24 protein-coding genes and 2 tRNA genes are annotated in these 24,156 nt (G+C 37.7%); 12 read left to right on the top strand and 14 right to left on the bottom strand.

Annotated elements, in window-relative coordinates:
- Window positions 1-164 precede the first annotated feature (164 nt).
- Together HMPREF0766_RS06515 and HMPREF0766_RS06510 are read left to right on the top strand one after the other, a co-directional pair.
- Window positions 165-1,004, top strand: coding sequence for a helix-turn-helix transcriptional regulator (locus tag HMPREF0766_RS06515; protein WP_002994751.1), 840 nt, complete (start codon window positions 165-167; stop codon window positions 1,002-1,004).
- Window positions 1,005-1,045: 41 nt separating this feature from the next.
- Window positions 1,046-2,002: a nitrilase family protein gene (locus tag HMPREF0766_RS06510; protein WP_002994750.1), complete on the top strand. Its 957-nt coding sequence runs from the start codon at window positions 1,046-1,048 to the stop codon at window positions 2,000-2,002.
- A gap of 207 nt (window positions 2,003-2,209) precedes the next feature.
- Here the strand turns inward: HMPREF0766_RS06510 and HMPREF0766_RS06505 are convergent, their stop codons facing one another.
- The 5 genes from HMPREF0766_RS06505 to HMPREF0766_RS06485 form a co-directional block, all read right to left on the bottom strand.
- Window positions 2,210-3,097: an aspartyl protease family protein gene (locus HMPREF0766_RS06505; protein WP_002994749.1), complete on the bottom strand. Its 888-nt coding sequence runs from the start codon at window positions 3,095-3,097 to the stop codon at window positions 2,210-2,212.
- A 99-nt stretch (window positions 3,098-3,196) separates the two neighbouring features.
- Window positions 3,197-3,895, bottom strand: coding sequence for a CPBP family intramembrane glutamic endopeptidase (locus tag HMPREF0766_RS06500; protein WP_002994748.1), 699 nt, complete (start codon window positions 3,893-3,895; stop codon window positions 3,197-3,199).
- Window positions 3,896-3,973: 78 nt separating this feature from the next.
- Window positions 3,974-4,555, bottom strand: a complete 582-nt coding sequence (locus HMPREF0766_RS06495; protein WP_115388709.1) for a Crp/Fnr family transcriptional regulator — start codon at window positions 4,553-4,555, stop codon at window positions 3,974-3,976.
- 79 nt (window positions 4,556-4,634) lie between these two features.
- Window positions 4,635-6,029 (bottom strand): hypothetical protein, encoded by a 1,395-nt coding sequence (locus tag HMPREF0766_RS06490; RefSeq protein WP_002994743.1) that lies wholly within the window; start codon window positions 6,027-6,029, stop codon window positions 4,635-4,637.
- A complete protein-coding gene (locus HMPREF0766_RS06485) occupies window positions 6,026-6,598 on the bottom strand; it encodes an RNA polymerase sigma factor (RefSeq protein ID WP_002994742.1) in 573 nt (190 codons plus the stop codon). The genes HMPREF0766_RS06490 and HMPREF0766_RS06485 overlap by 4 nt, the downstream gene beginning before the upstream one ends.
- Window positions 6,599-6,760: 162 nt before the next feature.
- Between HMPREF0766_RS06485 and HMPREF0766_RS06480 the strand changes: the two genes are divergently transcribed.
- Window positions 6,761-7,663: a class I SAM-dependent methyltransferase gene (locus HMPREF0766_RS06480; RefSeq protein ID WP_002994740.1), complete on the top strand. Its 903-nt coding sequence runs from the start codon at window positions 6,761-6,763 to the stop codon at window positions 7,661-7,663.
- A gap of 16 nt (window positions 7,664-7,679) precedes the next feature.
- On the opposite strand, the gene HMPREF0766_RS06475 is transcribed toward HMPREF0766_RS06480, so the two are convergent.
- The 5 genes from HMPREF0766_RS06475 to HMPREF0766_RS06455 all read right to left on the bottom strand — a co-directional run bounded on the left by HMPREF0766_RS06475 (window position 7,680) and on the right by HMPREF0766_RS06455 (window position 11,226).
- On the bottom strand, window positions 7,680-8,309 hold the full coding sequence (locus HMPREF0766_RS06475; RefSeq protein WP_002994739.1) for a DUF2306 domain-containing protein: 630 nt from the start codon (window positions 8,307-8,309) through the stop codon (window positions 7,680-7,682).
- A gap of 86 nt (window positions 8,310-8,395) precedes the next feature.
- Entirely contained in the window at window positions 8,396-9,130 is a 735-nt protein-coding gene (locus tag HMPREF0766_RS06470; protein ID WP_002994738.1) for a type 1 glutamine amidotransferase, read from the bottom strand.
- Window positions 9,131-9,143: 13 nt separating this feature from the next.
- The gene (locus HMPREF0766_RS06465) at window positions 9,144-9,878 is read right to left on the bottom strand and encodes a YggS family pyridoxal phosphate-dependent enzyme (protein ID WP_002994737.1); all 735 of its coding nucleotides are present in this window, start codon (window positions 9,876-9,878) and stop codon (window positions 9,144-9,146) included.
- A complete protein-coding gene (locus HMPREF0766_RS06460) occupies window positions 9,875-10,597 on the bottom strand; it encodes an AAA family ATPase (RefSeq protein WP_002994736.1) in 723 nt (240 codons plus the stop codon). The genes HMPREF0766_RS06465 and HMPREF0766_RS06460 overlap by 4 nt, the downstream gene beginning before the upstream one ends.
- 155 nt (window positions 10,598-10,752) lie before the next feature.
- Window positions 10,753-11,226, bottom strand: a complete 474-nt coding sequence (locus HMPREF0766_RS06455; protein WP_002994735.1) for a GNAT family N-acetyltransferase — start codon at window positions 11,224-11,226, stop codon at window positions 10,753-10,755.
- Between the two features lie 178 nt (window positions 11,227-11,404).
- On the opposite strand from HMPREF0766_RS06455, the gene HMPREF0766_RS06450 reads away from it, so the two are divergent.
- The 8 genes from HMPREF0766_RS06450 (at window position 11,405) to HMPREF0766_RS06415 (ending at window position 20,144) form a co-directional block, all read left to right on the top strand.
- Window positions 11,405-12,064 (top strand): hypothetical protein, encoded by a 660-nt coding sequence (locus HMPREF0766_RS06450; RefSeq protein ID WP_002994734.1) that lies wholly within the window; start codon window positions 11,405-11,407, stop codon window positions 12,062-12,064.
- A gap of 52 nt (window positions 12,065-12,116) precedes the next feature.
- On the top strand, window positions 12,117-13,208 hold the full coding sequence (locus HMPREF0766_RS06445) for a DKNYY domain-containing protein (RefSeq protein ID WP_002994733.1): 1,092 nt from the start codon (window positions 12,117-12,119) through the stop codon (window positions 13,206-13,208).
- A gap of 17 nt (window positions 13,209-13,225) precedes the next feature.
- Window positions 13,226-13,639, top strand: a complete 414-nt coding sequence (locus HMPREF0766_RS06440; protein ID WP_002994732.1) for an EamA family transporter — start codon at window positions 13,226-13,228, stop codon at window positions 13,637-13,639.
- A gap of 161 nt (window positions 13,640-13,800) precedes the next feature.
- Entirely contained in the window at window positions 13,801-14,475 is a 675-nt protein-coding gene (locus HMPREF0766_RS06435; protein WP_002994730.1) for a response regulator transcription factor, read from the top strand.
- A complete protein-coding gene (locus HMPREF0766_RS06430) occupies window positions 14,472-15,758 on the top strand; it encodes a sensor histidine kinase (protein WP_002994728.1) in 1,287 nt (428 codons plus the stop codon). Before HMPREF0766_RS06435 ends, HMPREF0766_RS06430 begins: the two co-directional genes overlap by 4 nt.
- A gap of 51 nt (window positions 15,759-15,809) precedes the next feature.
- Window positions 15,810-16,550: a phosphatase PAP2 family protein gene (locus HMPREF0766_RS06425; RefSeq protein WP_002994727.1), complete on the top strand. Its 741-nt coding sequence runs from the start codon at window positions 15,810-15,812 to the stop codon at window positions 16,548-16,550.
- Between the two features lie 51 nt (window positions 16,551-16,601).
- Window positions 16,602-19,013 (top strand): TonB-dependent receptor, encoded by a 2,412-nt coding sequence (locus tag HMPREF0766_RS06420; RefSeq protein ID WP_002994726.1) that lies wholly within the window; start codon window positions 16,602-16,604, stop codon window positions 19,011-19,013.
- A 228-nt stretch (window positions 19,014-19,241) separates the two neighbouring features.
- Entirely contained in the window at window positions 19,242-20,144 is a 903-nt protein-coding gene (locus tag HMPREF0766_RS06415) for a hypothetical protein (RefSeq protein ID WP_002994725.1), read from the top strand.
- Window positions 20,145-20,280: 136 nt separating this feature from the next.
- Here HMPREF0766_RS06415 and HMPREF0766_RS06410 read toward each other — a convergent pair whose 3' ends face one another.
- The 4 genes from HMPREF0766_RS06410 to HMPREF0766_RS06395 form a co-directional block, all read right to left on the bottom strand.
- Window positions 20,281-20,928 carry a nucleotidyl transferase AbiEii/AbiGii toxin family protein gene (locus tag HMPREF0766_RS06410; RefSeq protein ID WP_002994724.1) on the bottom strand — a complete coding sequence of 216 codons (648 nt, stop codon included), beginning with the start codon at window positions 20,926-20,928 and terminating at the stop codon, window positions 20,281-20,283.
- 2 nt (window positions 20,929-20,930) lie between these two features.
- Window positions 20,931-21,434, bottom strand: coding sequence for a helix-turn-helix transcriptional regulator (locus tag HMPREF0766_RS06405; protein ID WP_002994723.1), 504 nt, complete (start codon window positions 21,432-21,434; stop codon window positions 20,931-20,933).
- Between the two features lie 997 nt (window positions 21,435-22,431).
- Window positions 22,432-22,516, bottom strand: a tRNA-Ser gene (locus HMPREF0766_RS06400).
- 91 nt (window positions 22,517-22,607) lie between these two features.
- Window positions 22,608-23,135, bottom strand: coding sequence for a YceI family protein (locus tag HMPREF0766_RS06395; RefSeq protein WP_002994722.1), 528 nt, complete (start codon window positions 23,133-23,135; stop codon window positions 22,608-22,610).
- A 217-nt stretch (window positions 23,136-23,352) separates the two neighbouring features.
- Here HMPREF0766_RS06395 and HMPREF0766_RS06390 point away from each other — a divergent pair.
- Window positions 23,353-23,426: transfer RNA gene (locus tag HMPREF0766_RS06390), tRNA-Arg, on the top strand.
- The last annotated feature ends 730 nt before the right edge of the window (window positions 23,427-24,156 follow it).

Genomic DNA, 24,156 nt, shown 5'->3' with positions numbered 1-24,156 from the left:
GATACCTTTCTTTTTTGAATGAATTTTCAACTGTATAAGCTTATTTTAAAAAAAACCAAAACGAAACTGATAGCCCTAGTTCTGTCTATTTTTAATAAAATCTAAATCATTAATTAATGGAACGAGAAATAGGTACATTTGGGATGTAATTCACGAATTAAATCATGCAGGTACTCCCAGCAGAAGTGTTAGCTCCCTATATCAAACATTATCTCTTCCTAGAAAATGTTGGTGATCCGCATAAAACACTTCGTCTGTTTTCTGATGGCAACACTGGAATTGTATTTCTTCTCGAACAAGTTCATTTAACGACAGACCATAGCCAACATCTACCCTCTTCATTTTTGTATGGTCAGATCAGTAATTTTCAAGATCTTGCTTTGACGGAACAGACATCCTTTATTATTATCGTATTCCAGCCGGATGGACTCTACAAGTTGCTGGGCATATCCGCCCGTGAACTAAAGGAGCAGATTGTTTCCACACAGGATGTATTTGGACAGCCGGCACAAAAACTCTACGACAGCCTTCGACATCTTAAACAGTCAACGGAAAAAGTAAATGCATTAAACACATTCTTCTACGAATTAGCCATTCAAAGCGAGTCTCCGGGTCATACTTTACTTTCATCGGCATTACAACATATTACTCATCACAAAGGCCTGGTGACTGTCGAACAACTGGTCCGCTATAGCGGCTATACCGAGCGGCACGTAGAAAGGATATTTGCGGAACAGGTCGGCATGAGTCCCAAAAAATTTGGTAGTATCGTCCAGCTCCACTCCTTTTTGAAGTTGCTTCGCACTAAAACTCCAGAAACCAGTTTGACTACGATTTGCTATCAATCAGGATATTTTGATCAGTCCCATCTCATAAAAGCATTTAAAAAATATACAGGTATCACACCTACTGAATATCTGAACAGCACAAATAGACTCGCCGTAAATTTTATGGAATTTAAGGAAGGTCCTGATGCTATGTCGGGTTTGTACAATTTTACCTAACGGCCTTGAATTAGTTTTGTCGTTAGATCAATCAAAGAGATATGGACAAATTAAAAATTGCAACGGCACAGTTTGAGCATAAAAGTGCAGATAAAGCCTATAATCTGGCTGTCATCGAGCGACTGGCAAAAGAAGCAGCATCCCAAGGCGCTGACGTGATCGCCTTCCATGAATGTTCTATTACAGGTTATACTTTTGCGCGAAATTTAGATAAGCAGCAAATGCTTGCTATTGCCGAACGTGTTCCCGACGGTGAAAGTACCCGTCAGCTGATCGCTATAGCGGCCAGATATGACATCATCATTCTTGCGGGTTTGTTTGAAAAGGATGAAAACGACAATTTATACAAGCCTTACATCTGTATAGACAAAAATGGCTTAATTGCAAAACACCGGAAGCTGCACCCTTTTATCAATCCCCACTTAACAGCAGGACAGAACTATACTATTTTTGAAATTAAAGGATGGAAATGCGGTATTTTGATTTGCTATGATAACAATGTCATTGAGAATGTACGTACGACAAAATTATTGGGAGCTGATATTATCTTTATGCCACATGTGACCATGTGCACACCTTCATCCAGACCAGGAGCAGGTTTTGTAGACCCTCAGCTTTGGCAAAACCGTGAAAACGATCCGATCTCCCTACGTCTGGAATTTGACGGAATGAAAGGACGCAGCTGGCTCATGAAATGGCTACCTGCCCGGGCTTATGACAATGCCGTTTATGTCGTTTTCTCAAACCCTACCGGTATGGATGACGATCAGTTAAAAAATGGCTGTTCTATGATTTTAGATCCATTCGGGGATATTCTGGCCGAATGTCATACATTTGACGATAGTTTTGTCACTGCAATACTAACACCCGAAAAACTAATACAGGCCGGTGGAAATCGCTATCTCAACGCCCGACGCCCCGATCTCTACCGTGATATTATCGGTCAGCAACATGAACCAACGCAAAAAGTAGTCTGGTTACATTCAGACAATAGTTAATGAACATACCCGTTCAGATTCAAAAAATCAGTAAAAGATAAAGCCTGTCTCTTTCGTCGGACGGGCTTTATTTACAGACAATAATTTGTTTCAAATGACTGACAAAAAACAAAGCTTACTGTTCTACGATTTTCAGTTTCTGTCCATCAGCAGTCGAGACATCCTTTCCCATATAGGTTCCTGATGACAAATCAGATAGATAAAAAATTACTTTGATCGCTTAGCTTCAATATAAGCCAGATTGTAGTACTTATTTGGCTGAAGGTAAATGTTGTTATCCTGAAAATCTAAAAAAACATTAAACCGCTTTAAAACCTCGTTACCTAAGACATGAATATCCTTTTCCTTGAAAGGTTTATTGGCATTGGCTATTTGTGCGGGGATATTTTTTAAGGTGTGACGGCCGATTTTCAAAGTGCTCAGATTAGCAGTCACTACCGGGATTTCATTGCCCTGTGCGCCTTTCATCAGCACACGTTTTATTTCTTTCATTTTTTTGTAAGGAAATTTTTGAGCAGTCAACAGATCACTGTTCAGCATAAGCGTTCGTTGATATCCGGTATCAAATAATATAGTATCCGTTACCGTTACACCGCTGTGTCGGAGGCGTGTTTCCATAAAAAATAACTCCTTATAGAAAACTATATTATGCTTTGAATAGGTTTTATCTTTATTTACGGCTACCGGCAATTGATTATGTACGACCATGATACCTTTGTCATAATTGAGCTCAACAGCTTTTCCTTTAAATAAATCCCAACCAAAACGTCCGTCAGTTCCGTGCCCGCTCAATTGCGCATCATACACTTTGGTTGTGTACAGATTATGGCCGAGTTCTAATGGATAAGCGGTATTGTAAAGGTTAATTTTTGATTTAAGCTTTGTTGCCATCGTATTGTTGGTTAAAACAAGCTCAGTAGTGCCGGTATCAAAATTAAGATTAAGTGTATCCTTCTTATTAAATACTCCTTTTACCGAAATGGTGTTTTGCTCATTAATGGCAAGCATCAATGTATCGCTTTCGGATTTATATTGTGCAAATGATGGAGTAGCAAACAATGCTGTTAAAATCGTGATGATACTAATTTTTTTCATGTAGGATGTTTAATATTGATTAGAGGTAAATGTAGCAATTTCCGTCAAAATTAAAATTTTCCCGTCATCGAAGAATTAAAACCTGATAAAATAAATTATTCAGGCTATGACACTCTCTTCGCTGCCCTTATTCTTTACGTTTCTTTTCCGAATTACGAGGGCAGTGCCCCATACAGATAACAAAATCAGCAGAATACATATTTTAGTGGTATTCATTTCAGGGAAAAAGTTATTAAGCGAATGAATAGCCGATACAGCAAGTAAAGAGAATGTATTGTCCGCTACTTTTCCAATTCCCCAGGATCCTAAAACCAGAATTCCGAAAAACAACAAATTGGAAGAAGTCAGATCAAAATTCAGATGCCAGATAAACCATAATGTGGCCACCAGTAGAATATTCAAAAATTCAGGCAAAGGTTTTAGCTCACGCTGCAAAAATCCACGCCAGCCTATCTCTTCCAAAAGTCCGTAAATTAAAATTGCGGAAATAGCGGCAAAGGAAACTGTACCTTTTATAAAATATTCAACTCCTAAGATCAAAACAATAGGCAGCGCCCAGTATAAGAGAAAAGGAATGAGTATGCTTTTGTAATTTCCTTTGAGAGTCAGTACAGGTTTTATCTTAAAGACGTAAAATACGACCAGAGCTCCGATGGCTGGCCCCGATGCTTGCAGCAATACTTTAATAAAACTACCGGGAACATCCTCTAATAAATCTGTTTTATTGGTCAGATAACGAAGTGCAACAGCTATAATATAAAAAGTTAAAACGGCTAAATAATTGACTTTATTTTTCATTTTTTATCGGTTTGAATACGGTTTCAAAAGTATAGATATGATTCCGCTAAAAAATTGACGATAGATAAGAAATGATAATCAGGCTATTTTTTTTCTGATTCTGCTCAAACTTTCAGCAGTAATCCCCAGATAAGAGCAGATAATCTTCAAAGATGTTCTTTGAAAGACTTCCGGACGTTCCTTTATCAGTTTCAGGTATCTTTCCGTTGGAGAAAGTGTCAGCAAATTTATCTGTTCAGATTGTTTGCGTATAAACATAGCATCTGAAATAGCTTTGCCAATAAAAATCCCTGTCGAAGACCGTAAATATAAGGCATGTAAATCCGCAAAGTTTATAGACCAGATTATGGAGGCTTCCAGAGCCAGCGTCTTGATAACAGTTGATGACTGCATTAGAAATGACAGATAATCACTGAAAATCTGCTTCTCATAATAAAGATTGATACATACTTCTTTTTCTCCCGACAAAACAAAGTGAGCAGCTGAGCCTGATACCAAAATATTAATGTACCTTTCCGTTTTATGATAATCTTTTATGATTTCATTCTTTTCAAATGTACGGAGCTGTACACATTTTGCAAATTCTGTCCAGATATGAATATCGGCTTTGTAAAAAGGATCGAATATTTCTTTAATTTTTTCGGCTGTAGGATGTTCCATAGGTAAATACATAAATTCTGACTGTTAGATTCGTCAGAATATGCTGCAAATATAACAGCCATAAACGAATTTGTAATCCTTATTTAAATCTGTAACCTACACCTAACCTAAAAAATCCATTGTTCGCTTTATAAGATCCTAATGCGTTACTGACACGGTAAGGATTGAGTAACTGATAACTTCCCTTAATATCAAAGCTGCGCAGATGTAAAGTAACTCCTCCGGACAGTCCGATATTCACATTATTTGCATTTGTATTTGCCAGAGCCGAATTTATTTCCTGACCGTGGCGTAGCGTATCCCGTACATCATAGACAGGCCCTAATCTTGTTATTTCAGAAGATTGCTTTACCGGAATATCAATAATGACACCTGTATTTAGCGAAATACGATCCGAAAGTCTGTAGTCTACCTTTAACGGGATATCTATATTCGCAAGCTTTCTGCTGTCCCTTACGATAAATGCATAACGTAGCGAATCCGGCCTGAAATAACTGGGATGAGAAAATTCTCCCGATACTTTTCGGCTACTGTTCACATTCAGTCCCAGGCTTACAGCCCATTTGTTATTCAAAGCAAGTTTACCAAAAACACCGGCATAAAAATTGGTCCCTTGTGTGCCTGCATTCCCTCCGGTCTCCAATCCGAAGTCATAGGATGAATTTCCCCCTGATCCGGAGTTTTCAAATTTTATTTGCTTATTATTTCCCGGAGATGTGTAGTATATATTATTTTTCCTCTTTTCTTTTGCACCTCTCCTCTTCTTTTGCTGCTCCTTATTCGAATAGTCAGTAATAAGAACAGGTTTTCGCTCCCTCTGTTTATTATATCGTAATCCTAAATTAGTCCCGGACAAAGATGTCCCTGGAGTAACCTCTAATTTAATGTTATACACAACTCCGTTTTGAGGGTGATTAAACAGAATAGAATTATCAGTTTGCACGATGTGATCTCTTTGAGAAAACGGTGCAGGCATATCCACCGGATTATTATATTCCTCCGGGACATTATTATACATATCCCTATGACTACTTTTCAGAATAGCAGGTGTGGATGGTTTGAATACGGAGTGACTTTGTAAAATAGTAGAGTTTGGAATCTGGGAGCGATTTACATCAGAATCCCTATCAGCCTCTGTCCTATTCCCTTCATTTTCTGTGTAAATTTTGTTAACAACAGAATCAGCATATATCTCCTTTGTCTTCTCCGGTACAGATTTAGATTCTTTTTTCTCAGAAACATACACGTAAGCTACAGTAGATATTACAGCAACTGTCGGAACGATATAACCTATTAATTTCCATATTTTTGAAACAACAGATACTGCAGAACTTCCGGCAAGCGGCACATCTGCAGGAATGTATTGATCCAGTGTACTTTTCATTCCTTCCCATGCGGCATCAGAAGATTCCTTGATCTCCAGTTTGTTTAACTTTTCGCGCCAAAGTTTATGATACCATACTGAATTTTTCATGATCCTGGATTTTTCAGAGGGTTATCAATTGTTGCGTTTTTTAACATGGTCCGCAATTGTTTTTTTGCTTCTGAGAGATGCCAGCGGGAAGTGCCTTCACTAATCCCCAACTGTTCTGCAATCTCCTGATGAGAATAACCGTCTATGACAGAAAGATTGAACACAATCTGTGTAGCCACAGGTAACAGCCTGATAAGCTTCAGAAGGTCTTCTGCAAATAATTTATCTAAAACTGAAGGCTCTATGTACACTTCTTCGGTTACGTCCTGAATAGCGGAATAATTAAACCGTGCTTCTTTTCTGCTCAGATCAATACAGGATCTCACCATAATTGTACGGATCCAGGCGCCTAAATCCCCCTTTTGAGGATCGAATGTATTAATATTCTGAAATATTTTCAGAAAACCACTATTCAGAGCTTCCAAAGCTAAGTCATCGGATCTCAGGTAACGAAAGCACAATCGCAGCATATCTTCATAATAAAGCTTATATAAAACTTCCTGAGCCTGACGCTTATTGGCTTTACAGCCTTTCACTAATTTGTTATCCCTACTAAAAAAAAGATTCATTCAATTGATATAGCGGCCAGTTTTTCTTTGCATTAATATTAGTATTACGTAAGGGAGATGCAGAACGTTGGGTAAATTTAAAAATTTTTATTTTTTCCATTTCAATCCTTTTTCACCAACGTTTATCTGTTCAGCACCGTAATCATAATAAAGCCTTATGATATGTTCTATAAAAGCAGTTACGAAAGACACAATGAATGGTACAACAAACACTTTCCCTCAGCAGAGTCAAAAACAGATCTGTACAAAAGAAACCGGGAAGCAGATAAAGACAATCTTTCCGTATGGCTACAGGATATTTTCTTTTCTTGTCTGAATCCTTTATTAGCAAATAAAAGCGGCAGATGGCTTACGATAGGCGATGCATACGGATTCGATGCCCAATATATTCTAAAATCCGGAAATGAGGCATTGGCCACAGATCTGAATACGGATTTTCTTACTGTAGCAAAGCAAGAAGGTATTATCTCTTCCTGTTCGGCTCAAAATGCTGAAAAAATAACCTTTCCGGATGAGAGCTTTGATTATGTGCTGTGTAAAGAATCCTATCATCACTTCCCCAGACCTTACATGGCAGTATATGAAATGTTGCGTGTAGCCCGATCCGGAATAGTAATTATGGAACCACAGGATCCGGTTACTAAAATGCCACTCCTGCAATTTCTGAATAATCTCTTTGCTAACAACAAAACGATTATGCGCAGAATATGGAAAAACCGGTTTTCTTATGAGCCTGTAGGAAATTTTGTGTACAAGGTGTCTGAGCGGGAATTTGAGAAAATAGCGGCAGGTCTGGGATTGCGATTAGTCGCCTTTAAAAAAATCAACCCTAACTTCTGGTTTAAAGGAGCGGAATATGTTTCACATAAAAACAAGGCTATGCTATTTATGAAAACAAAATGTAAAAAAACATTTCGTGATTTTCTGGTCAGATTAAGACTTGTTCCGGCTCAGACACTGGTATCCGTTATCTTTAAAACAATGCCGGACAATGCAACTATCCATTATCTGAAGCAGGAAGGTTATCGTCTGGTGTATATTCCGGAGAATCCTTATGCAAGCTGATTACAACAGTTACTAGTTACAGTTGCAGGGATAATTTCTTCGTATTTAATCTTTGTTTATTTATAAAATAAGCTACAATGACATTTGGCACCCAGCACAACCAGGCTACAGCAAGATATGAGTTTACAGGGTCTCCTGTCAGTGCAATGAGAGAGGGAAACCACAACCGGAGCGTTACCGCAGCAAAGGTGCAGGCATAACTATAGGTCATCAACTGCTGGTGTTTCTCTATATTGCCTTTTCTGATTTGAGAAAGGGCAAAGCATGTGGTAAGCAGCCAGATTATACCTAAACTGATAAACCCTGAAGATGCAATAATACCTCCGTTGGCATAAAAACCCATATATATTCCGGATACAGAACTCATCACAACACAGGCTACATATATCTTTCCAATACTTTTATGCAAACGAATATGATTATCCCGGAATTTTGAACCGAATTGTCTCCATCCTATAAGCAGAGAGATCCCGCCAAAAATAATATGCGTAATAAAAGCAGCCTTCCATATGATATCATGAAGTATTTCCGGAGTTTTAGTTCCCAGAAAAGTATACTTCGGTTCTACAAAAGCATACATAATCGGATAGAGTCCGATGGCCAGCGCCAGGACACCGAAAAGGATAAATAATACCCTACGCAACATATATAAATAATCTAATTCTTTAAATCAGACTTAAATATAAAAAATTGCGCTTTAGCTTCAATGTGTATTTAGAAATAGTCTTCAGATTAATCGGTATACGATACTTTCTGTGCGTACTCCATCATCAGCTTATCCAAAAAACCATACAATTTGCTGTTCATTTCGGTAAAGTCATAGCTTCTTATGTCCTCCGGTTTCTGTATAAACCGATGCGTATGATTACAGTTTAAGAGCTCTTCATCAGCAGCGATCAACAATTCTACCACCTCAGGTGTAAGCTCCATATGGCACTGAAACCCGTACAGCAAATTCCCATAAGCGACTATTTGTCTTGGACAGCCCTCACTGCTGGCCAGTCTTTTGCTTTCTGTAGTAAGCCCGGGCATATCATTATGCCAGTGGCCTACGGTCACTACCGTACCAAAATGAGCGATCTTTTCATCCTGCAGACCTTCGGGAGTAAGCATCATCGGAAAAACTCCGATTTCCTTCTCCGGACTGTGAGCATATTTCCCACCCATTGCCTCTCCAATAAGTTGGGCGCCCAGACATACACCGACCACCGCCTTGCCATGTGCTGCACATTGTTGTATCAAAAAGATTTCAGCTTCAGCATCAAAGTGCGGGCATTCCCTGATAGTGGTGTTGGGACTCTGAGGTCCTCCCATCACGATCAACAGATCTATATCGTCTACCTTATCCGGCAAAAGATCTCCGTCATATAGCTTTGAAAAACTAACGGTATACTGTCGCTCCATAGCCCATAGCAGATAAGCTCCCGGTGCTTCGAAGTGTTCATGTTGTACAAAATGAATATGCATATAAGGAATAATTTTAATCGCCCTTTTCGTTCCAGTAATAACTGTCTGCAGTAGGTCGCTGCCCGAAAATGGCAGTTCCTACACGTACTATCGTAGCACCTTCCGCGATAGCTGTCTCCAGATCTCCGCTCATCCCCATAGACAATTCACGCATTTCCACATGGGGAATATCCAAAGCTATAATCTGTTGCTGAATTTCTTTTAACAAACGAAAACATTGCCTCACCTTTTCGGACTCCGTGCTCAGCAAACCAATTGTCATCAGTCCTTTTATTTTTAACGTATCCAGCAGAGCCACTTCTTTGACGAGATCGACAACCTTGTGAGGACTTACTCCAAATTTGCTTTCTTCAAAGGATGTATTGACCTGTATAAATACCTCTATAGTCCTGTTTTCGGCTTTTAATCGCTGATGGAGCTTTTGAGCAAGCTCTGCGCGATCAAGCGACTGAACACAGGTAATATCATATTTCAGCAGATCCTTGACCTTATTCGTCTGCAGATGTCCGATAAAATGATTGACGTGCGGGATATCTTTTAAGGCCTCGTATTTTTCTTTGATTTCCTGCACTTTATTTTCAGCGATCAGTGTATGACCAGCCTGCAGAGCCGCTTTTATACGGTCTGCAGGCACAGTTTTAGTCGCCAGCAAGAGTTTGACTTCACTTCTGTCCCGGCCGGCTGCAGTACATGCCTGAGCTATACGTGCCTGTATTAGGGCGATATTATCTATTATTTCCTGACTCATACCCGTACACTTTTTTTGCCGGCCTCCAATTCCCTGATCAGCTTCGCTTTTACAAGAGTAAATGTATGATCTTTAGCTTCCGCAAATGAAATATTGTATTTACGATCAATGTATTGCAGATCTTCCGGAAAAGCAGCTAACAATTTATCGTAATAGGTATCCAAAACTTTTTTGGAAGGCATTTCAAAATTCACCCTCAACTGAAACCGTCGTAATAATGCGGTATCTATGATCTCAGCATGATTCGTAGCACACAGCAGTAAGGCATTTTCGGGATAATAGTCTATCAGCTGTATCAAGGTATTGACCAGTCTGCGCATTTCACCTACATCCTTATCATCATTACCTCGCGCTTTGCCTATCTGATCAAATTCGTCCAAAAATAAGACAGCCTTTTCTCTGCCTGCTTTATCAAATACCTGCTTGATATTCTGAGAAGTCTCTCCTATTCTGGAACATACAATATTACTTAGATTCAGGATCAGTATATTCTTATCCAGCTCTTTTGCAATTGCCTTTGCCGTCATTGTCTTTCCACAACCCGAACTTCCATGCAGTAATATCTTGTTATTTACGGGCAGACCATATGTATGTAATTCCTCAATATACGTATGTTCCTTGATCAGCTGAACAAATGATTGTTTACTACTGTCCTCCAGAAAGATATCTGCTAAGGACACCTTTTCTTTGTCATTTATGAGAAGATCATATATATTCATTTATCGGATATAATAAGAGTATGTGTAATGTGTTTTTATACAAAAATAGTTTTAATTCGGATGATCAGACTGGTACAGTTTTGTTAAAAACAGATAGTCCAAACTCAATATTCAATAGATGCTACAAGTTGAAATATATACTTCGTCTGGCTGTTCTACCGGGAAACAGAATAATTATCCCTGTTAAAGAAGGCTCCTTTTTGCCAGTCCGCATAATTTAATTCCATACTGATTTCTGAGGTATCACAGTTTACAGCAGGTGACCATCCCTGCAATTCATAAAACTGTTCTGTTAGTGTATCCGGAGTAATACGAAGCGTCAGCTTATCTTTTGTTTTTTCGAAATACCAGCTTGCCATCAGACGATGGAGCTTTTTTTCAATTTCATTTTCCGTATATTCAGGATGAACATATAATGCCCAAACATACTTTTCTTTTAAATCTACAATTGCAAATCCGGCCAACTGTCCTTTTACAAGACAAATCCAGCCCTTTCCTTTTTCAGAAATCCGGGATGCCATATCTTTATCTGACACAGGGTCTGGGTCTGTGGAGATATTTCCATTAACGAAGTGTCTCAGGTGCTGTATTTGCTCAATATCAGCCTCTTCTGCAACTCTAAAAATCATATTTGCAAACTTATACAAATTTCTCCCATATCAAAAGCTATCAGATATGTATTAAATGTATACGTATATTAAATCAAAGTCAAGTTTAGTAAAATGAGTTTAACAAAACGGAACAAATACCGATACAATAATTTATTTTTGATTAGAAATAAGCGAAAAACGAATTTTTAGAACGTATATGAAGATAAGGTCACCTTTATGGGTAAGCATCGTATTGGTATTGTTAATAATATCCTGCAATACATATCCGGATAAAAATCCGGGCAGGAATCCTGCCCAATCCAATCAGATGGCAACACTTTCGGATATACGCTTTGGCAAGACTATAGATAAGACTCTGGAAATATGGGGAATGTCTCTTAAAGACAATAATAACAAGGCTTCCAGTTCCAAAATTGATTTTGAAGAATTTACGCTCAAAAAAGATGTTCCTGCAGAATTATACAGCATTGACCTGAGCCATAAATTCAGAAACATTTCCATTTTTTATGATAAAAAAACTAAAGTTATCTTCCGGTATGAATTAAGAATCTCAGGAAAGGATCTGGTCGAGGAAATGATAAAGGTTTTCAAAGAGAAGTATGGATCCCCATTATTTTACAGGGATCAGGATGACAAATCCGGATCCGTGTTTATTGATCAGGAAGGAAATCAGATAGAAGATTCAGAACGCTCCTATTATCAGTGGAATGACAAAAAAAACCGTACTTCATTTTTCATGATAAGGAAAAATGAAGCACAAAGCGAAGTACTGGAGATCATAGCAATGGAGAGAAATTCAAAACGCAACCAGCAGGAATCTGTATCCGGTGGTACGGAAACGGTTTTCCCGGAATAAAGAATCAAAACAGATAGCTTTCTGTATAGATTTATATAAAAAGACATTCCCTATGCTTAGAAAGATTTTATATACCCTGATATCATGTTCACAGTTAGGAATACTCTTTTCCTGCGCTGAACAGATAGATGCTGTCTCAGAAAATTATTACATCAAATCCGGAAAGATTTATTACATCCCCGGGGGCAATTCATTTGAACGAGGCTCTGTTGAAACCGGTGCTGATAAAAACACTTTTCAGGTATTATCGGCTGATGTTGCAAAAGATAAAGCGCATATCTATTATAAAGGATATGCACAGAAGCAGGTAGATTACTCCTCTTTTTATCTGGAGAATGGTCTTTTTAAGGATAAAGACCATGTTTACTATTCGAAAAACTATTCCACCGAACCAGGTCGCCCAGGCAATCCTGAAGACAGAAACCAGTGGAATATCGTCCGTCTGGCAGATCCGAAAACTTACATTCCCCTGGCTGCTCCAAACCAGCAATGGGCTAAAGACAAAAGCCGTTATTTTTACAACAATGAACCCTTAGATGTAGATTATGCCACTTACAGCATTATCAATAAATCGTTTTCTGCGGATAAGAATACGCTTTACATCAATGAAAACAGGCTTATAAAACCAACAAAGTATGTCCCGATAAGTATAGATTCATTGACAAACCGTTATATTCTGCTTAATCACAATACCTTACTCTTCTATGCCGGCCAGTTAGCAGAACAACAAATTCAAAACAGCAAGGATGTCCGGGTGCTTCATAATAATGTTGTATGTATAGACAAGAAGGTGATTGTAGACGGAAATCTTTTTCATCGTAATGAAGCAGATGCATCATCCTTTGAAATACTCTTTATTTCGACCAGTTTTTTTGTAGCAAAAGATAAAAACAAGGTTTACTATCAGGAGGACATTATAGATGGAGCAGATGCGGCAACTTACCAAAATCTGTACCTGGCGATCGGCAAAGACAAGGATCATGTGTACAGCGGAACAGACATCGTACATGTCCCAGATCCGGCTTCATTTCATAAAATTGACGACAAAAATTTTGATTTCGCAGACAATAAGGGAAACCAGTTTAAGTACGTCAGAAAAGAAAGCAAAATCCGGCTTCAGGATCAGTCCGGTAAATTGTATTAAAAAAATCAACCAAAGCCATGTGGAAATACTATGCTTTACTCTCTGCCCTGTTTGCTGCTCTGACTGCTATTCTGGCTAAGATCGGCGTAAAAGGAGTCAACAGTAACCTTGCAACCGCAATACGTACTCTGGTCGTGTTGTTTATTGCCTGGGGTATTGTACTGTTGAGTGGCGAGATCAAAGAAGTAAAAACGCTGAATAAAGAAAACTGGTTATTTCTAACACTATCCGGCATAGCGACCGGATTATCCTGGTTGTTTTATTTTAAAGCTTTACAGACAGGAGATGTTTCCAAAGTAGCCCCTATTGATAAGTTAAGTGTCGCTATCGCTATAGGTCTCTCTTTTTGGCTCCTTAAAGAACCTGTAGATGTCAAAACAATAGTAGGTGGTCTGCTGATTGTAGCCGGAACACTGGTGATTATATGGTGATAGGTCCTATATAATACTATGACATCTATGACTATTGTGTCCACAAATGATATTATTAGTATCTTAATATTTATGATACATATTATCCAAATTCAAAAAGAATTCAAAATTGAATGTTTAATTTGCATCAAAGGAATAATTGACAACCCTACAGTCTAAAAATGAAGATCCTGATCATAGAAGATGAATACGAGCTTGCAAAAAGCATTGCTGACTATCTCGGCCAGCAAGGTTATCGCTGTGAATTTGCATCCACTTTTCAGATGGCTCAGGAAAAAATAGCCGGATTTGATTATGACTGTATTTTATTGGACATTATGCTTCCGGATGGCAATGGAATGCATGTATTGCAGACTTTGAAGGAGCAGGAAAAACAAGATGGAGTTATTATCATCTCAGCCAAAGATGCACTTGATGACAAAATCAAAGGGTTACAGATCGGAGCAGACGATTATCTGACCAAGCCTTTTCATCTGTCGGAGTTGGTCGCCCGCATTTATGCTGTAATACGACGTAAGCAATTTCAAAATTCCAATATTATTGTACAAAACGAACTTCAGATCGATCTGTTAGCCAAAACCGTATCTGTAGGGGATCATGCGGTACCCTTTACAAAAAAAGAACTTGATCTTCTGCTTTATTTTATCGGGAATAAGAATAAAGTGATTTCAAAAAGTACGCTTGCAGAACATCTTTCCGGTGATGTGGCAGATATGCTGGACAATCATGATTTTATTTACGCACACATTAAAAATCTGAAGAAAAAATTACAGGATGCGCATAGCGGATCTTATCTAAAAACCATCTACGGCAGTGGATACAAATGGGAAGGATGAAAAAATTACTTAGTAAATCCATAAAACCATTTATTATATACTCATTAGTAGTACTGCTTTCCAGTATTCCGATCTATTATTTCCTGGTAGATGGCATATGGTTAAGTGAGCTGGATGAGCATAACGAAATTGTAGCAGACCGAACTGAAAATCAACTCAATAAACTTAATCTCAGTAAACAACAATTGTCCGAGAGCATCAGGCTCTGGAACAGTATACAGCCGGGAACCAATCTTCATCCGTTCACCGATACACGGATTCCGGCAGACAGCACATATACCATACGGAAAACAAATCCATATACCGAACATGAAGAGATTGACCGTTTCAGAGTCTTGCAACGCATAATCAGGATCAACGGTCAGCCCTATATCCTTACGGTAGAAACCAATGTGGAAGAGACTGAAGAAACAGTGATTGCTATTGCTATAGTTACGTTATTATTCTTCATGATTCTTGTCGTAGGTTTCCTGATCTTAAACAAAAGACTTTCTATAAATCTGTGGACACCTTTTAGAAGTACATTATCCAAACTCAAGACCTTTAACCTGAATACACAAACAACTATTGAATTTGATAAAAGTGACACCGTAGAGTTTGAAGAATTGAATGCCGCACTAACCAAACTACTTGAACATAACATTACTGTATTCAAATCTCAGAAAGAATTTACAGAAAATGCTTCTCATGAACTGCAAACGCCTCTGGCCATCATGAAAAACAAACTGGATCTTCTCCTGCAGCAGCAGCAACTTACGGAAGAACAATACCACATTATTGAAGATATTAATAAGGCGCTTAGCCGTAGTGCACGCATCAATAAAAATTTACTTTTACTGGCAAAAATTGAAAACTTACAATTTGACGATCGCGAAGATCTGGATATAAGTCTGATGATCCGTCAATCCCTCCTTGTTCTGCAGGAACATGCAGATCAGAAAGAACTTACGATCACAGAAAAAATAAGTCCTCAGATCATAAAAAGCGGAAACACCACACTTATTGAAATTCTGCTCAACAATATAATTATCAATGCCATAAGGCATACCAGACCCGGCGGGAATATTACGCTGACTCTAAATTCTCAGTTTTTAGAGGTCAGCAACTCCGGCAATAGCCCCCTACGACAGGATCTGTTGTTTAACCGCTTTTCCGGTACTACATCCGAAAGCTCCGGAAGCGGACTTGGACTCCCGATTATTAAGGAAATCTGTAAAAGACAAAAATGGGATATTACGTACCGTTTTGACAATAATCTTCACTGTTTCCGTATAGCTTTCTAAAATTCAAAATTTCTTCAAAATTGGCTTTTATCATTGTAATAAAAACAAACAATGGTAAATCGATTCTGGCTTCTCAGCATTTTTCATCTGATCTGTATCAGCGTTTCAGCACAATATCGTCAGCAGACCTTGAGTACCGATAGTACACAGATCTTATATAATTCCGCAATCTCAAAACCTCATTTCCAGTTCCGTCAACTCTATATTCCGGGAGCTTTGCTGATATCCGGTATAGCACTAAACGGTAATGGGCCTGAATCTTTTAAAAATGAAATTGTAGAAGAACGAAATGAACATATTCCCAGATTTCGTACGCATATAGACGATTTTCTGCAATTCTCCCCTATCCTTGCCGCTTACAGTCTGGATGGATTAGGAATCGCCTCAAAAACGGATCTATATAACCGGACAGCAATACTAATCAAAGGTGAAGCTGCTATGGCGGGTATTACCTACATTATGAAAAAAACTATCCATCAGCAACGTCCTGACGGATCCAACTACGAATCCTTCCCTTCCGGTCATACAGCTCAGGCATTCGCTGCAGCAACTTTTCTTAGTGAAGAATACAAAGACAAATTTCATTGGATGCCATACGCTGCATATGGTGTAGCAGCTTCTGTAGGCACATTCCGTATGGTCAATAACAGGCATTACATCAGTGATGTGCTTGTGGGTGCTGCCATAGGAATATTATCCATGAAAGCAAGCTATTGGACACATCACTACAGATTAACAAAAAAACAAAAAGAGGCAATAGCTTATAAACGGTATATGGAAGAAAGTTACTAAAACACGAACTATCATTCCCCATTTTTTTGAAACGATATAAATCTAAAACACATGCATCGCAGAATCCTTTCTTTCTTAATTTTTCTATTTCTACTGATAAATACCAGCTACGCGCAGATAAGTTCGGTAACTGTATCAGGAACAATAAGAGCACAGGCCGGCAAAGAACACTTACCTTATGTAACTATAACCCTTAGCACTGCATCTGACAACAAGTTTGTATCAGGAACTGTTTCCGATGAACAGGGACGTTTCACCTTATCTCATATTAAACCTGGTAATTACCAGTTGTCGGTTTCACTTGTCGGATATAAAAATCAGCAACAGAATCTATATGTGGGCAGCCTTTCCGAATATCTGGATGTAGCAAATATTAATCTGGAATACGATGAACACATGTTGGACGAAGTAACAGTAACCGGGCAACAGTCAGGAATAAGTCATAAGATGTATAAAAAAACATTTACAGTTGCCGATAACCTGAGTCAGACCGGAGGATCCATATTACAGGCATTGCAAAATCTCCCGGGAGTAAGTACTCAGGAGGGAAAAGTACAGCTCAGAGGCAATGACAAAGTTGCTATTCTTATTGATGGCAAGCAGACTGCTATGACCGGATTTGGCAGCCAGACAGGACTGGATAATATTCCGGCATCAGCTATTGAACGTGTTGAAATCATCAATAACCCTTCGTCCAAATATGATGCAAATGGAAATGCAGGTATTATCAATATTATTATGAAAAAAGAGAAGAAAGAAGGATTAAACGGTAAGATTGGATTAACTACAGGTGCCGGAGCATTGTGGGTGCGTCAGGCCAATTTGCCGACCATCCGGCCACAGTATACGTTTACCCCAAAGATCAATCCTTCTCTTTCCCTTAACTATCGCAAGAATAAAGTCAATGCCTTTCTATCTGTAGATAATCTCTACACACATACGTTAAATAAAAATGAATTTGTAGACCGTGTATACGATGACGGTACAACAATCCGTCAACAAACCAAACGCAACAGGAATACAAACTACTTTACGTCAAGAATGGGACTGGATTGGACGATAAACGAGCAAAATACATTGACCGTATCCGGACTTTTCGGCAGTGAAAAGATAATAGACCGTGGTGACGAACCCTTTTTTAATGCGGATCTTTCTGAGCGGCTCAGACTGTGGCAATTTTTAGAAGACGAGCTCAAAACGACTGTTATGGCTACAGCTAATTATCAGCACAAGTTTAAGGAAGCCGGACATACACTAAACGTCGGGCTGAACTATACCTTCCACCGTGAAGATGAAAAATACTTCTTTGACAATATCATGCCTGATTATACGGGTAAAGATGCTTTCAAACTGATATCTGATGAGCAGGTAACGGATCTGAATATTGACTATGTAAGACCTCTTAAATACGGGCGAATAGAAGGAGGGTTGAAATTCAGACACAGGCGCATTCCTACCGATATGCTCTTTATCCCGGGACTCCATTCCCCATTAGACAGCAATGCCGGTGGTTGGGCGACTTACAGGGAGATAATCCCTGCTGCATATGGAAATTACATCTTTGAAAACGAAAAGATTGAAGCAGAAATTGGTCTTCGAATGGAATATGTAGACCTGCAGTATGATGTAAACCCGCTGCATCCGACATACAAAAGTGACGGATACAATTACACACAGCCTTTTCCGAATATCAGACTGGCATACAAGATAAATCCTCAAAACAAATTTTCATTGTTTTACAACAGAAGAGTGGACAGACCTAACGAAGTAGATATACGGATATTTCCGAAATATGATGATGCAGAGATTATCAAGGTTGGTAATCCCGCTTTACTTCCGCAGTTCACCAATTCATTTGAACTCGGGTACCGCAGTGACTGGACCAAAGGTTATATTTATACAGCCTTATATCATCGCTTTGCTGATGGTACCATTTCACGTATATCGACTACTGTACCTGGAAGCAATCTGATCTATGCCATTTTTCAGAATGCAGGCAGAAGCTATAATTCCGGATTGGAAGCCATGTTTCATCAAAAATTTTCTGACACTTATGCCTTAGATATCAATGGTAATATGTACCGCAATCAGATCAATGCCTTTACCGTCGAAAACCTTTACCCTGTTACGCACAGTTTTCATGCAGACGAACAACGTATGTTTTCGGGAACGCTGAAGATTAATAATAATTTTCATTTCCCAAAAGGACTTGATGCACAATTGACAGCGGTCTACCTTGCACCAGATATTATTCCGCAAGGAAAAATACAAAGCCGGTTTTCAATCGATTTAGGTCTCAAAAAAGCTGTTCAAAAGGGCAAAGGAGAACTCTTTCTTAATGCAAGTGATCTGTTAAATACGATGGTTATTAAAAAGACTATCCAGGGTAATACTTTTTATTATGCCAGTAAAGATTATTATGAAACTCAGGTCGTACGGTTGGGATACAGCTATAAATTATAGTCACTGCAATTTTATCGGTTATTATAAACAAAAATCCCTCTTATAGGGTTAAAACTATGCTGAATAGCTAATGTGAAGACTATTACAGAAGCATCTGTTTATGCGTTATCAATCACACAATCATAATTGCAAATCCCTTACAGATACCTGCTTAACAGATCGGCATATCTAAAGAATATATTATATTTATGTTTAAAAGGATTATAAATGTATTAAATCACTTAAAAAATGAAAATAATTAGCTGTCATCTTTTATATCTGTCTTTACTATTCACCCTAACATTTTGCAGTGGATCTGCTCAAAAACAAGAACAAGAGATGATATGGTTGGTCTTTCAGCCTAAGGTCGAATTGAATAAATCTGTTGCGTTAAGATTATTCTTTAAAAATAAACCGGAAACCGGAAGTATTAAAGTACATTCATCGGACAAAGATAACTACAAAGAACTTGAGGGCTCAGAAATTGAAAGAGAAATGGAATCACAAGCTGATTTATATTTTTACGACATCACTTTTGAAGCAGGATCATTAGGAAAATCAGATCTCCCCATTATAGAAGCAAAAATAGACGGAAAGATTTATAAAAGCAGTGCAGAGATTATAGAAGTTGTAGAAAAACAAGATGTGGACATCAACGCCGTAAAATTGGTATTAGAAACAGACAAGGATCGCTACAATATCGATGATACCATCAGGCTCGCTTTGTACGAATATTCAAAATTCTCACAGATTTCTAAATTTACTCCGGAAGACTTAGTAAAAAAGGGAGCTCCTGAAGCTCTGTTTGCCATCATTGATTCAGGTAATGTAGATTATGAGGTTGGTATTCTAGGTTTCAAAAAATATATAGACGCACACTTTAATGTCGCAAATTATGATTGGAATGTAAATGATATCGGTAAGCGTATGGCAACATTGGATGGTCAGCTTTATATTAAAAACCGAATCTTCAATATGAAAATGGTCGCTAAAGAAAAAGGAATTTTCACAATTCCCCAAAGCCGGTTTGATTATAAAATTTACCCCTATGCGGAAGCTTTTAAAGAAGAACTGCTTGGCTCCGATGAAACTCTACGTACAAAAAATAAAATTCCCGCACAGTCCAATTCTTTGAAGATTATAGTAGAATAGCTAATGTGAAAATTCTCACATTAGCTTACATTTTAACTGTTGTCAAAGGTTTAATCAAAGGAAATGCAACTTATTATAGAATTTTGTCAGACGATTGCTGAAACAACAATAGATGATGCTTTGAAATATCTATATGTCAAGCTTTATATGCCCTCACCGCATCAACAATATCCTCCTTTATAAATTCCCAATATTTACCTCTTAAACAGATTGGATCAAAATCATCATCAGCAAGCTCAAAATTGATGAGGTTGTTAAGTATTAGTTCTTGATCGTGTGTGTAAGGGTAACGTTGTTGATGGAGAGAAAGCATGGTAGAAATATTGTATTGGGATAGCAGCTCATGCAAATCCCAGAAATCTTTCTTACGACCTATACGTTGTACCACATCTATTTTCATGGCAATGATTTCTTCGGTAGTAGCCATTCTGATTTCATCCGTAATCAAAGGAAGTTGTATGAAAGTATCCGTATAAAACACATCTAATTTTACCACATTGTCTTTATCTGTACCCACACTGTAAGATTTACCCATTGCTGGATCTAGATTTGAAAAATGATAGTGGTAGGGAAATGTTTTCTCAATAAATTCATCAATAGCCTTAAAATCAATAGAGCCATACAGAGCATCACTAAACAAATCTATATCTACTGACAAACGATGTCCTAATTGAAGACTTAATGCCGTACCGCCCACCAAACGAAAAGACTCAAACACAGAAGACTCCATTAGCGTAATCAATGTGTTTCTTAATAGATCATTGACGGTGTTATAATACATCATAATTAGTCTGTAGTTTTATTGGGTCTGTATATGGTATATGGACTTCTTATATTAGAATCCTCCAAAGCTTGTTTTACTTTTTCAGCACCATAAAAGCGAATGATCTCGTTTTTATCATTCTCATTTCCACGTTCAAAAACACGCTGAATCACGGCTCTGTACTGTCGTTTCCAATCTATGTGTTGAATAACCGTATCCCAAAATAAAGCTTTACTCAGGATATGCAGATCAGGAGTTCTTTTGATTTCTTTTTCTTTGATTTTTTGGATATCATAATAGGCTTGCAATATCACCAAAGTACCCTCTTCTAACCCAAGTTCTCGCTCAATCTTCAATGCTAATGCCGTGCTGATACCTCTTTTACCTTTGGTAATAGCATTAAAGGTTTGAGGATGTTCCTCTAAAGACAAAGCAAAAGGACGTTGCTTGATAGAACGTTTTTTTAATTCTCTGTCAATTACAATACCCGGATGTATTCCTTTATATTTTTCAAATTGCTTAATCATAATACAAATATAAACATTTTTGCTTACATTATTATTTATTGACTGGATAATTTCATAAGAGCAAATTGAAGAAGATTTTTTTATATAAGTTTGCTATCTTCTAAATCATATTACCAAACCGCCATCTTCTCTGTTCTGAAAAATAAGTAAATACTCACCCCAAGAAAAAAAGAAAACCCCACAGCCAGCAAATACCAAGATAATGAAGTACTGACGAATCCATTAAACAAATACAATTATTCTTATCCGTTAACTTTGCATATTTTTTGTGTAGTAAAAATAAGTACGGAAACATCAATACTGAGTCCTGGATCGTATTTCCTAACAACATATCTGAACAGCTCAGTATATATGAGACCAGTTTTGAGTAATAGTCAATAAATGCAGGGATAAGAAAGTTGCTTTTACCAAATTAGGACTAGGGCACAATCAGATAGAAGTTTCAGGAATATCATCTTTTGAAAGCATGGCCAGATCTATCGTTACCCATCATCCCTATCCTACATTACTTTGATAACAAAAGTACCAATGCTTCAGCAGAGTCATTCAATGCTAAACTAAAAGCTTTGAGAAGTTAGTTTACAGGTGTTGGGGATATTAACTTTTTTCTATTCAGGCTAACCAAATTATTTGCTTAGTCCACAACTTTTGAACATGATCCGATGCTTTGGACTTGGAGGTGTCTCTGATATCTCCACAAATGTGGTGACACCTCGAAGGACACCTCCGGATTGGGGTTTAATACTTAACCTGATTACCGCATAAAAGAAAAAACCGCTAAACAATTAAGTTTAGCGGTTTTTTAACCTTTTTGTATTGCTACTTGCGGAGCGTTCAGGATTTGTTGCGTCCCTCATCCCCATGCGCAACCCGCAACGATAATGTTCGAACCCGGCCACCGCTTCAGGTTAGAATCTGGAATTGCTGTCTATATCTTGCATCAAAAAACGGCGGGACATTGCATAAAAAAACCTTCATCTTTCGATGAAGGTTTCTGCGGAGAGTGAGGGATTCGAACCCCCGGACCTGTGACAGTCAACAGTTTTCAAGACTGCCGCATTCGACCACTCTGCCAACTCTCCGCGACAAAAGTACAAATTTTCTCTATTCTACCAAATAATATTTTAGAATTTATGGCTAAAATATGCTTTTAATTATGAATCAAGCTGATTATTAGCTTTTTGAAAATTGAATGTCACCTGATATTTTTACCTCTTCACTGACCATTACTCCACCGGTTTCTAATGCCGCATTCCATGTCAGGCCAAAATCACTTCTGTTTATTTTACCTGAAAAGGTATATCCGGCTTTACTATTGCCCCATGGATCTACAGCAATGCCTCCGAAATCCACATCTAACGTAATAGGTTTGGTCACATCCTTGATCGTTAAATCTCCTGTTACTGCAAATTCATCTTCTGATTTCTTCACAATGGAAGTCGATACAAACTTTATCTCAGGATAATTGGCCGCATCAAAAAAGTCTCCGCTTTTTAAATGTTGATCGCGTTGTTCATTTTTAGTATTAATGGAGTCGGTTTTGATAGCTGCTTTAATAGTTGCTGAGGTCAAATCTTCACCATTTCCTTCTAATTCGATTTCAAAGTCTTGAAAAAGTCCTTTTACATTTGAAATCATCATGTGTTTTACTTTAAACTCCAATTCACTGTGAGCAGAGTCTAGATTCCAGATAGTTGCCATATTTTTATTTTAATTTTCCATACAAAAGTAAATGTTATAACATATATATTTGTTTTTTATATGTCATATTATAACAAAAAAGATAAGGGAGTTGTTCTGACAGGCGAGAGAAATAATTGCCTTGACAGGCAATGACTTAATATATCGGCATAAAAAAAGTATTCATTTTTTTTGGAAATATAGCGGATTTGAGTAGTTTTGCATCACCGAAAGGGACGCGCCCATAGCTCAGCTGGATAGAGCAACGGTTTTCTAAACCGTCGGTCTCAGGTTCGAATCCTGATGGGCGTACAAAAACCCCACTTAACATCATGTTAAGTGGGGTTTTTGCTTATTTATGGCCGTTCTATTTTACTAAAACTTTTGGATTTAATCCGCAATTCCAGATTCGAACGTGAAACTGTAGTCTGAGTTCAATCCGAATTTAGTTTAGTTCTTTCAGATGTCACACCTATACGAAATATAGAATACTATTTCGCCAACTAAAAAGATCTTTCAGTAACGAAAAATAAAAATCATATAGCTATTACCCCCTACTAATACAGATGTTAATTATACTTTTTAATTTTTGATCTGAAAATTAAAAATTCAATAATTGTACATAACAAATAAAGTATTGAAAAGCCTAACAGCATTTTTATAGAAGAGGGTATAATATCATACTGATGAATGTCAAGTGCTATATTAACACCTACGAAAAGAACAAAAAAGAGAGGTAATCCCGAAAAGGTCAGAAAGGACAAGTAATAATTATTCCTGATTCGGTCTATTTGATTTAGAAAAAACAATAATGAACTGACAGCTATTGCAACAAGATAAACTGAAGACAAAATGATCTGCATGAAAATATCCATAACAGTATAGATTTTTTCCAAAGTTGTTGTATCAGGGGGATTTAATCTGTCAATAATAACTCTGTAAAGCAAAAACAACACAATACCCAGCCCAATGTTAATCAGCGAAAATCTAAATATTATTTTCTTCATATCTTATTAACAGCTCTTTTATTAAGAATATCATT

The organism is Sphingobacterium spiritivorum ATCC 33861, assembly GCF_000143765.1.
Taxonomy (GTDB): domain Bacteria; phylum Bacteroidota; class Bacteroidia; order Sphingobacteriales; family Sphingobacteriaceae; genus Sphingobacterium; species Sphingobacterium spiritivorum.
Note: the sequence above shows the minus strand (reverse complement) of the source record. Positions and strands in the feature narration are given on the sequence as shown.

Bases quoted from the DNA above. Each gene is read 5' to 3' on its own strand.
- HMPREF0766_RS06515 (WP_002994751.1), top strand. From the start codon at position 165: ATGCAGGTACTCCCAGCAGAAGTGTTAGCTCCCTATATCAAACATTAT.
- HMPREF0766_RS06510 (WP_002994750.1), top strand. From the start codon at position 1,046: ATGGACAAATTAAAAATTGCAACGGCACAGTTTGAGCATAAAAGTGCA.
- HMPREF0766_RS06505 (WP_002994749.1), bottom strand. From the start codon at position 3,097: ATGAAAAAAATTAGTATCATCACGATTTTAACAGCATTGTTTGCTACT.
- HMPREF0766_RS06500 (WP_002994748.1), bottom strand. From the start codon at position 3,895: ATGAAAAATAAAGTCAATTATTTAGCCGTTTTAACTTTTTATATTATA.
- HMPREF0766_RS06495 (WP_115388709.1), bottom strand. From the start codon at position 4,555: ATGGAACATCCTACAGCCGAAAAAATTAAAGAAATATTCGATCCTTTT.
- HMPREF0766_RS06490 (WP_002994743.1), bottom strand. From the start codon at position 6,029: ATGAAAAATTCAGTATGGTATCATAAACTTTGGCGCGAAAAGTTAAAC.
- HMPREF0766_RS06485 (WP_002994742.1), bottom strand. From the start codon at position 6,598: ATGAATCTTTTTTTTAGTAGGGATAACAAATTAGTGAAAGGCTGTAAA.
- HMPREF0766_RS06480 (WP_002994740.1), top strand. From the start codon at position 6,761: ATGTTCTATAAAAGCAGTTACGAAAGACACAATGAATGGTACAACAAA.
- HMPREF0766_RS06475 (WP_002994739.1), bottom strand. From the start codon at position 8,309: ATGTTGCGTAGGGTATTATTTATCCTTTTCGGTGTCCTGGCGCTGGCC.
- HMPREF0766_RS06470 (WP_002994738.1), bottom strand. From the start codon at position 9,130: ATGCATATTCATTTTGTACAACATGAACACTTCGAAGCACCGGGAGCT.
- HMPREF0766_RS06465 (WP_002994737.1), bottom strand. From the start codon at position 9,878: ATGAGTCAGGAAATAATAGATAATATCGCCCTAATACAGGCACGTATA.
- HMPREF0766_RS06460 (WP_002994736.1), bottom strand. From the start codon at position 10,597: ATGAATATATATGATCTTCTCATAAATGACAAAGAAAAGGTGTCCTTA.
- HMPREF0766_RS06455 (WP_002994735.1), bottom strand. From the start codon at position 11,226: ATGATTTTTAGAGTTGCAGAAGAGGCTGATATTGAGCAAATACAGCAC.
- HMPREF0766_RS06450 (WP_002994734.1), top strand. From the start codon at position 11,405: ATGAAGATAAGGTCACCTTTATGGGTAAGCATCGTATTGGTATTGTTA.
- HMPREF0766_RS06445 (WP_002994733.1), top strand. From the start codon at position 12,117: ATGCTTAGAAAGATTTTATATACCCTGATATCATGTTCACAGTTAGGA.
- HMPREF0766_RS06440 (WP_002994732.1), top strand. From the start codon at position 13,226: ATGTGGAAATACTATGCTTTACTCTCTGCCCTGTTTGCTGCTCTGACT.
- HMPREF0766_RS06435 (WP_002994730.1), top strand. From the start codon at position 13,801: ATGAAGATCCTGATCATAGAAGATGAATACGAGCTTGCAAAAAGCATT.
- HMPREF0766_RS06430 (WP_002994728.1), top strand. From the start codon at position 14,472: ATGAAAAAATTACTTAGTAAATCCATAAAACCATTTATTATATACTCA.
- HMPREF0766_RS06425 (WP_002994727.1), top strand. From the start codon at position 15,810: ATGGTAAATCGATTCTGGCTTCTCAGCATTTTTCATCTGATCTGTATC.
- HMPREF0766_RS06420 (WP_002994726.1), top strand. From the start codon at position 16,602: ATGCATCGCAGAATCCTTTCTTTCTTAATTTTTCTATTTCTACTGATA.
- HMPREF0766_RS06415 (WP_002994725.1), top strand. From the start codon at position 19,242: ATGAAAATAATTAGCTGTCATCTTTTATATCTGTCTTTACTATTCACC.
- HMPREF0766_RS06410 (WP_002994724.1), bottom strand. From the start codon at position 20,928: ATGATGTATTATAACACCGTCAATGATCTATTAAGAAACACATTGATT.
- HMPREF0766_RS06405 (WP_002994723.1), bottom strand. From the start codon at position 21,434: ATGATTAAGCAATTTGAAAAATATAAAGGAATACATCCGGGTATTGTA.
- HMPREF0766_RS06395 (WP_002994722.1), bottom strand. From the start codon at position 23,135: ATGGCAACTATCTGGAATCTAGACTCTGCTCACAGTGAATTGGAGTTT.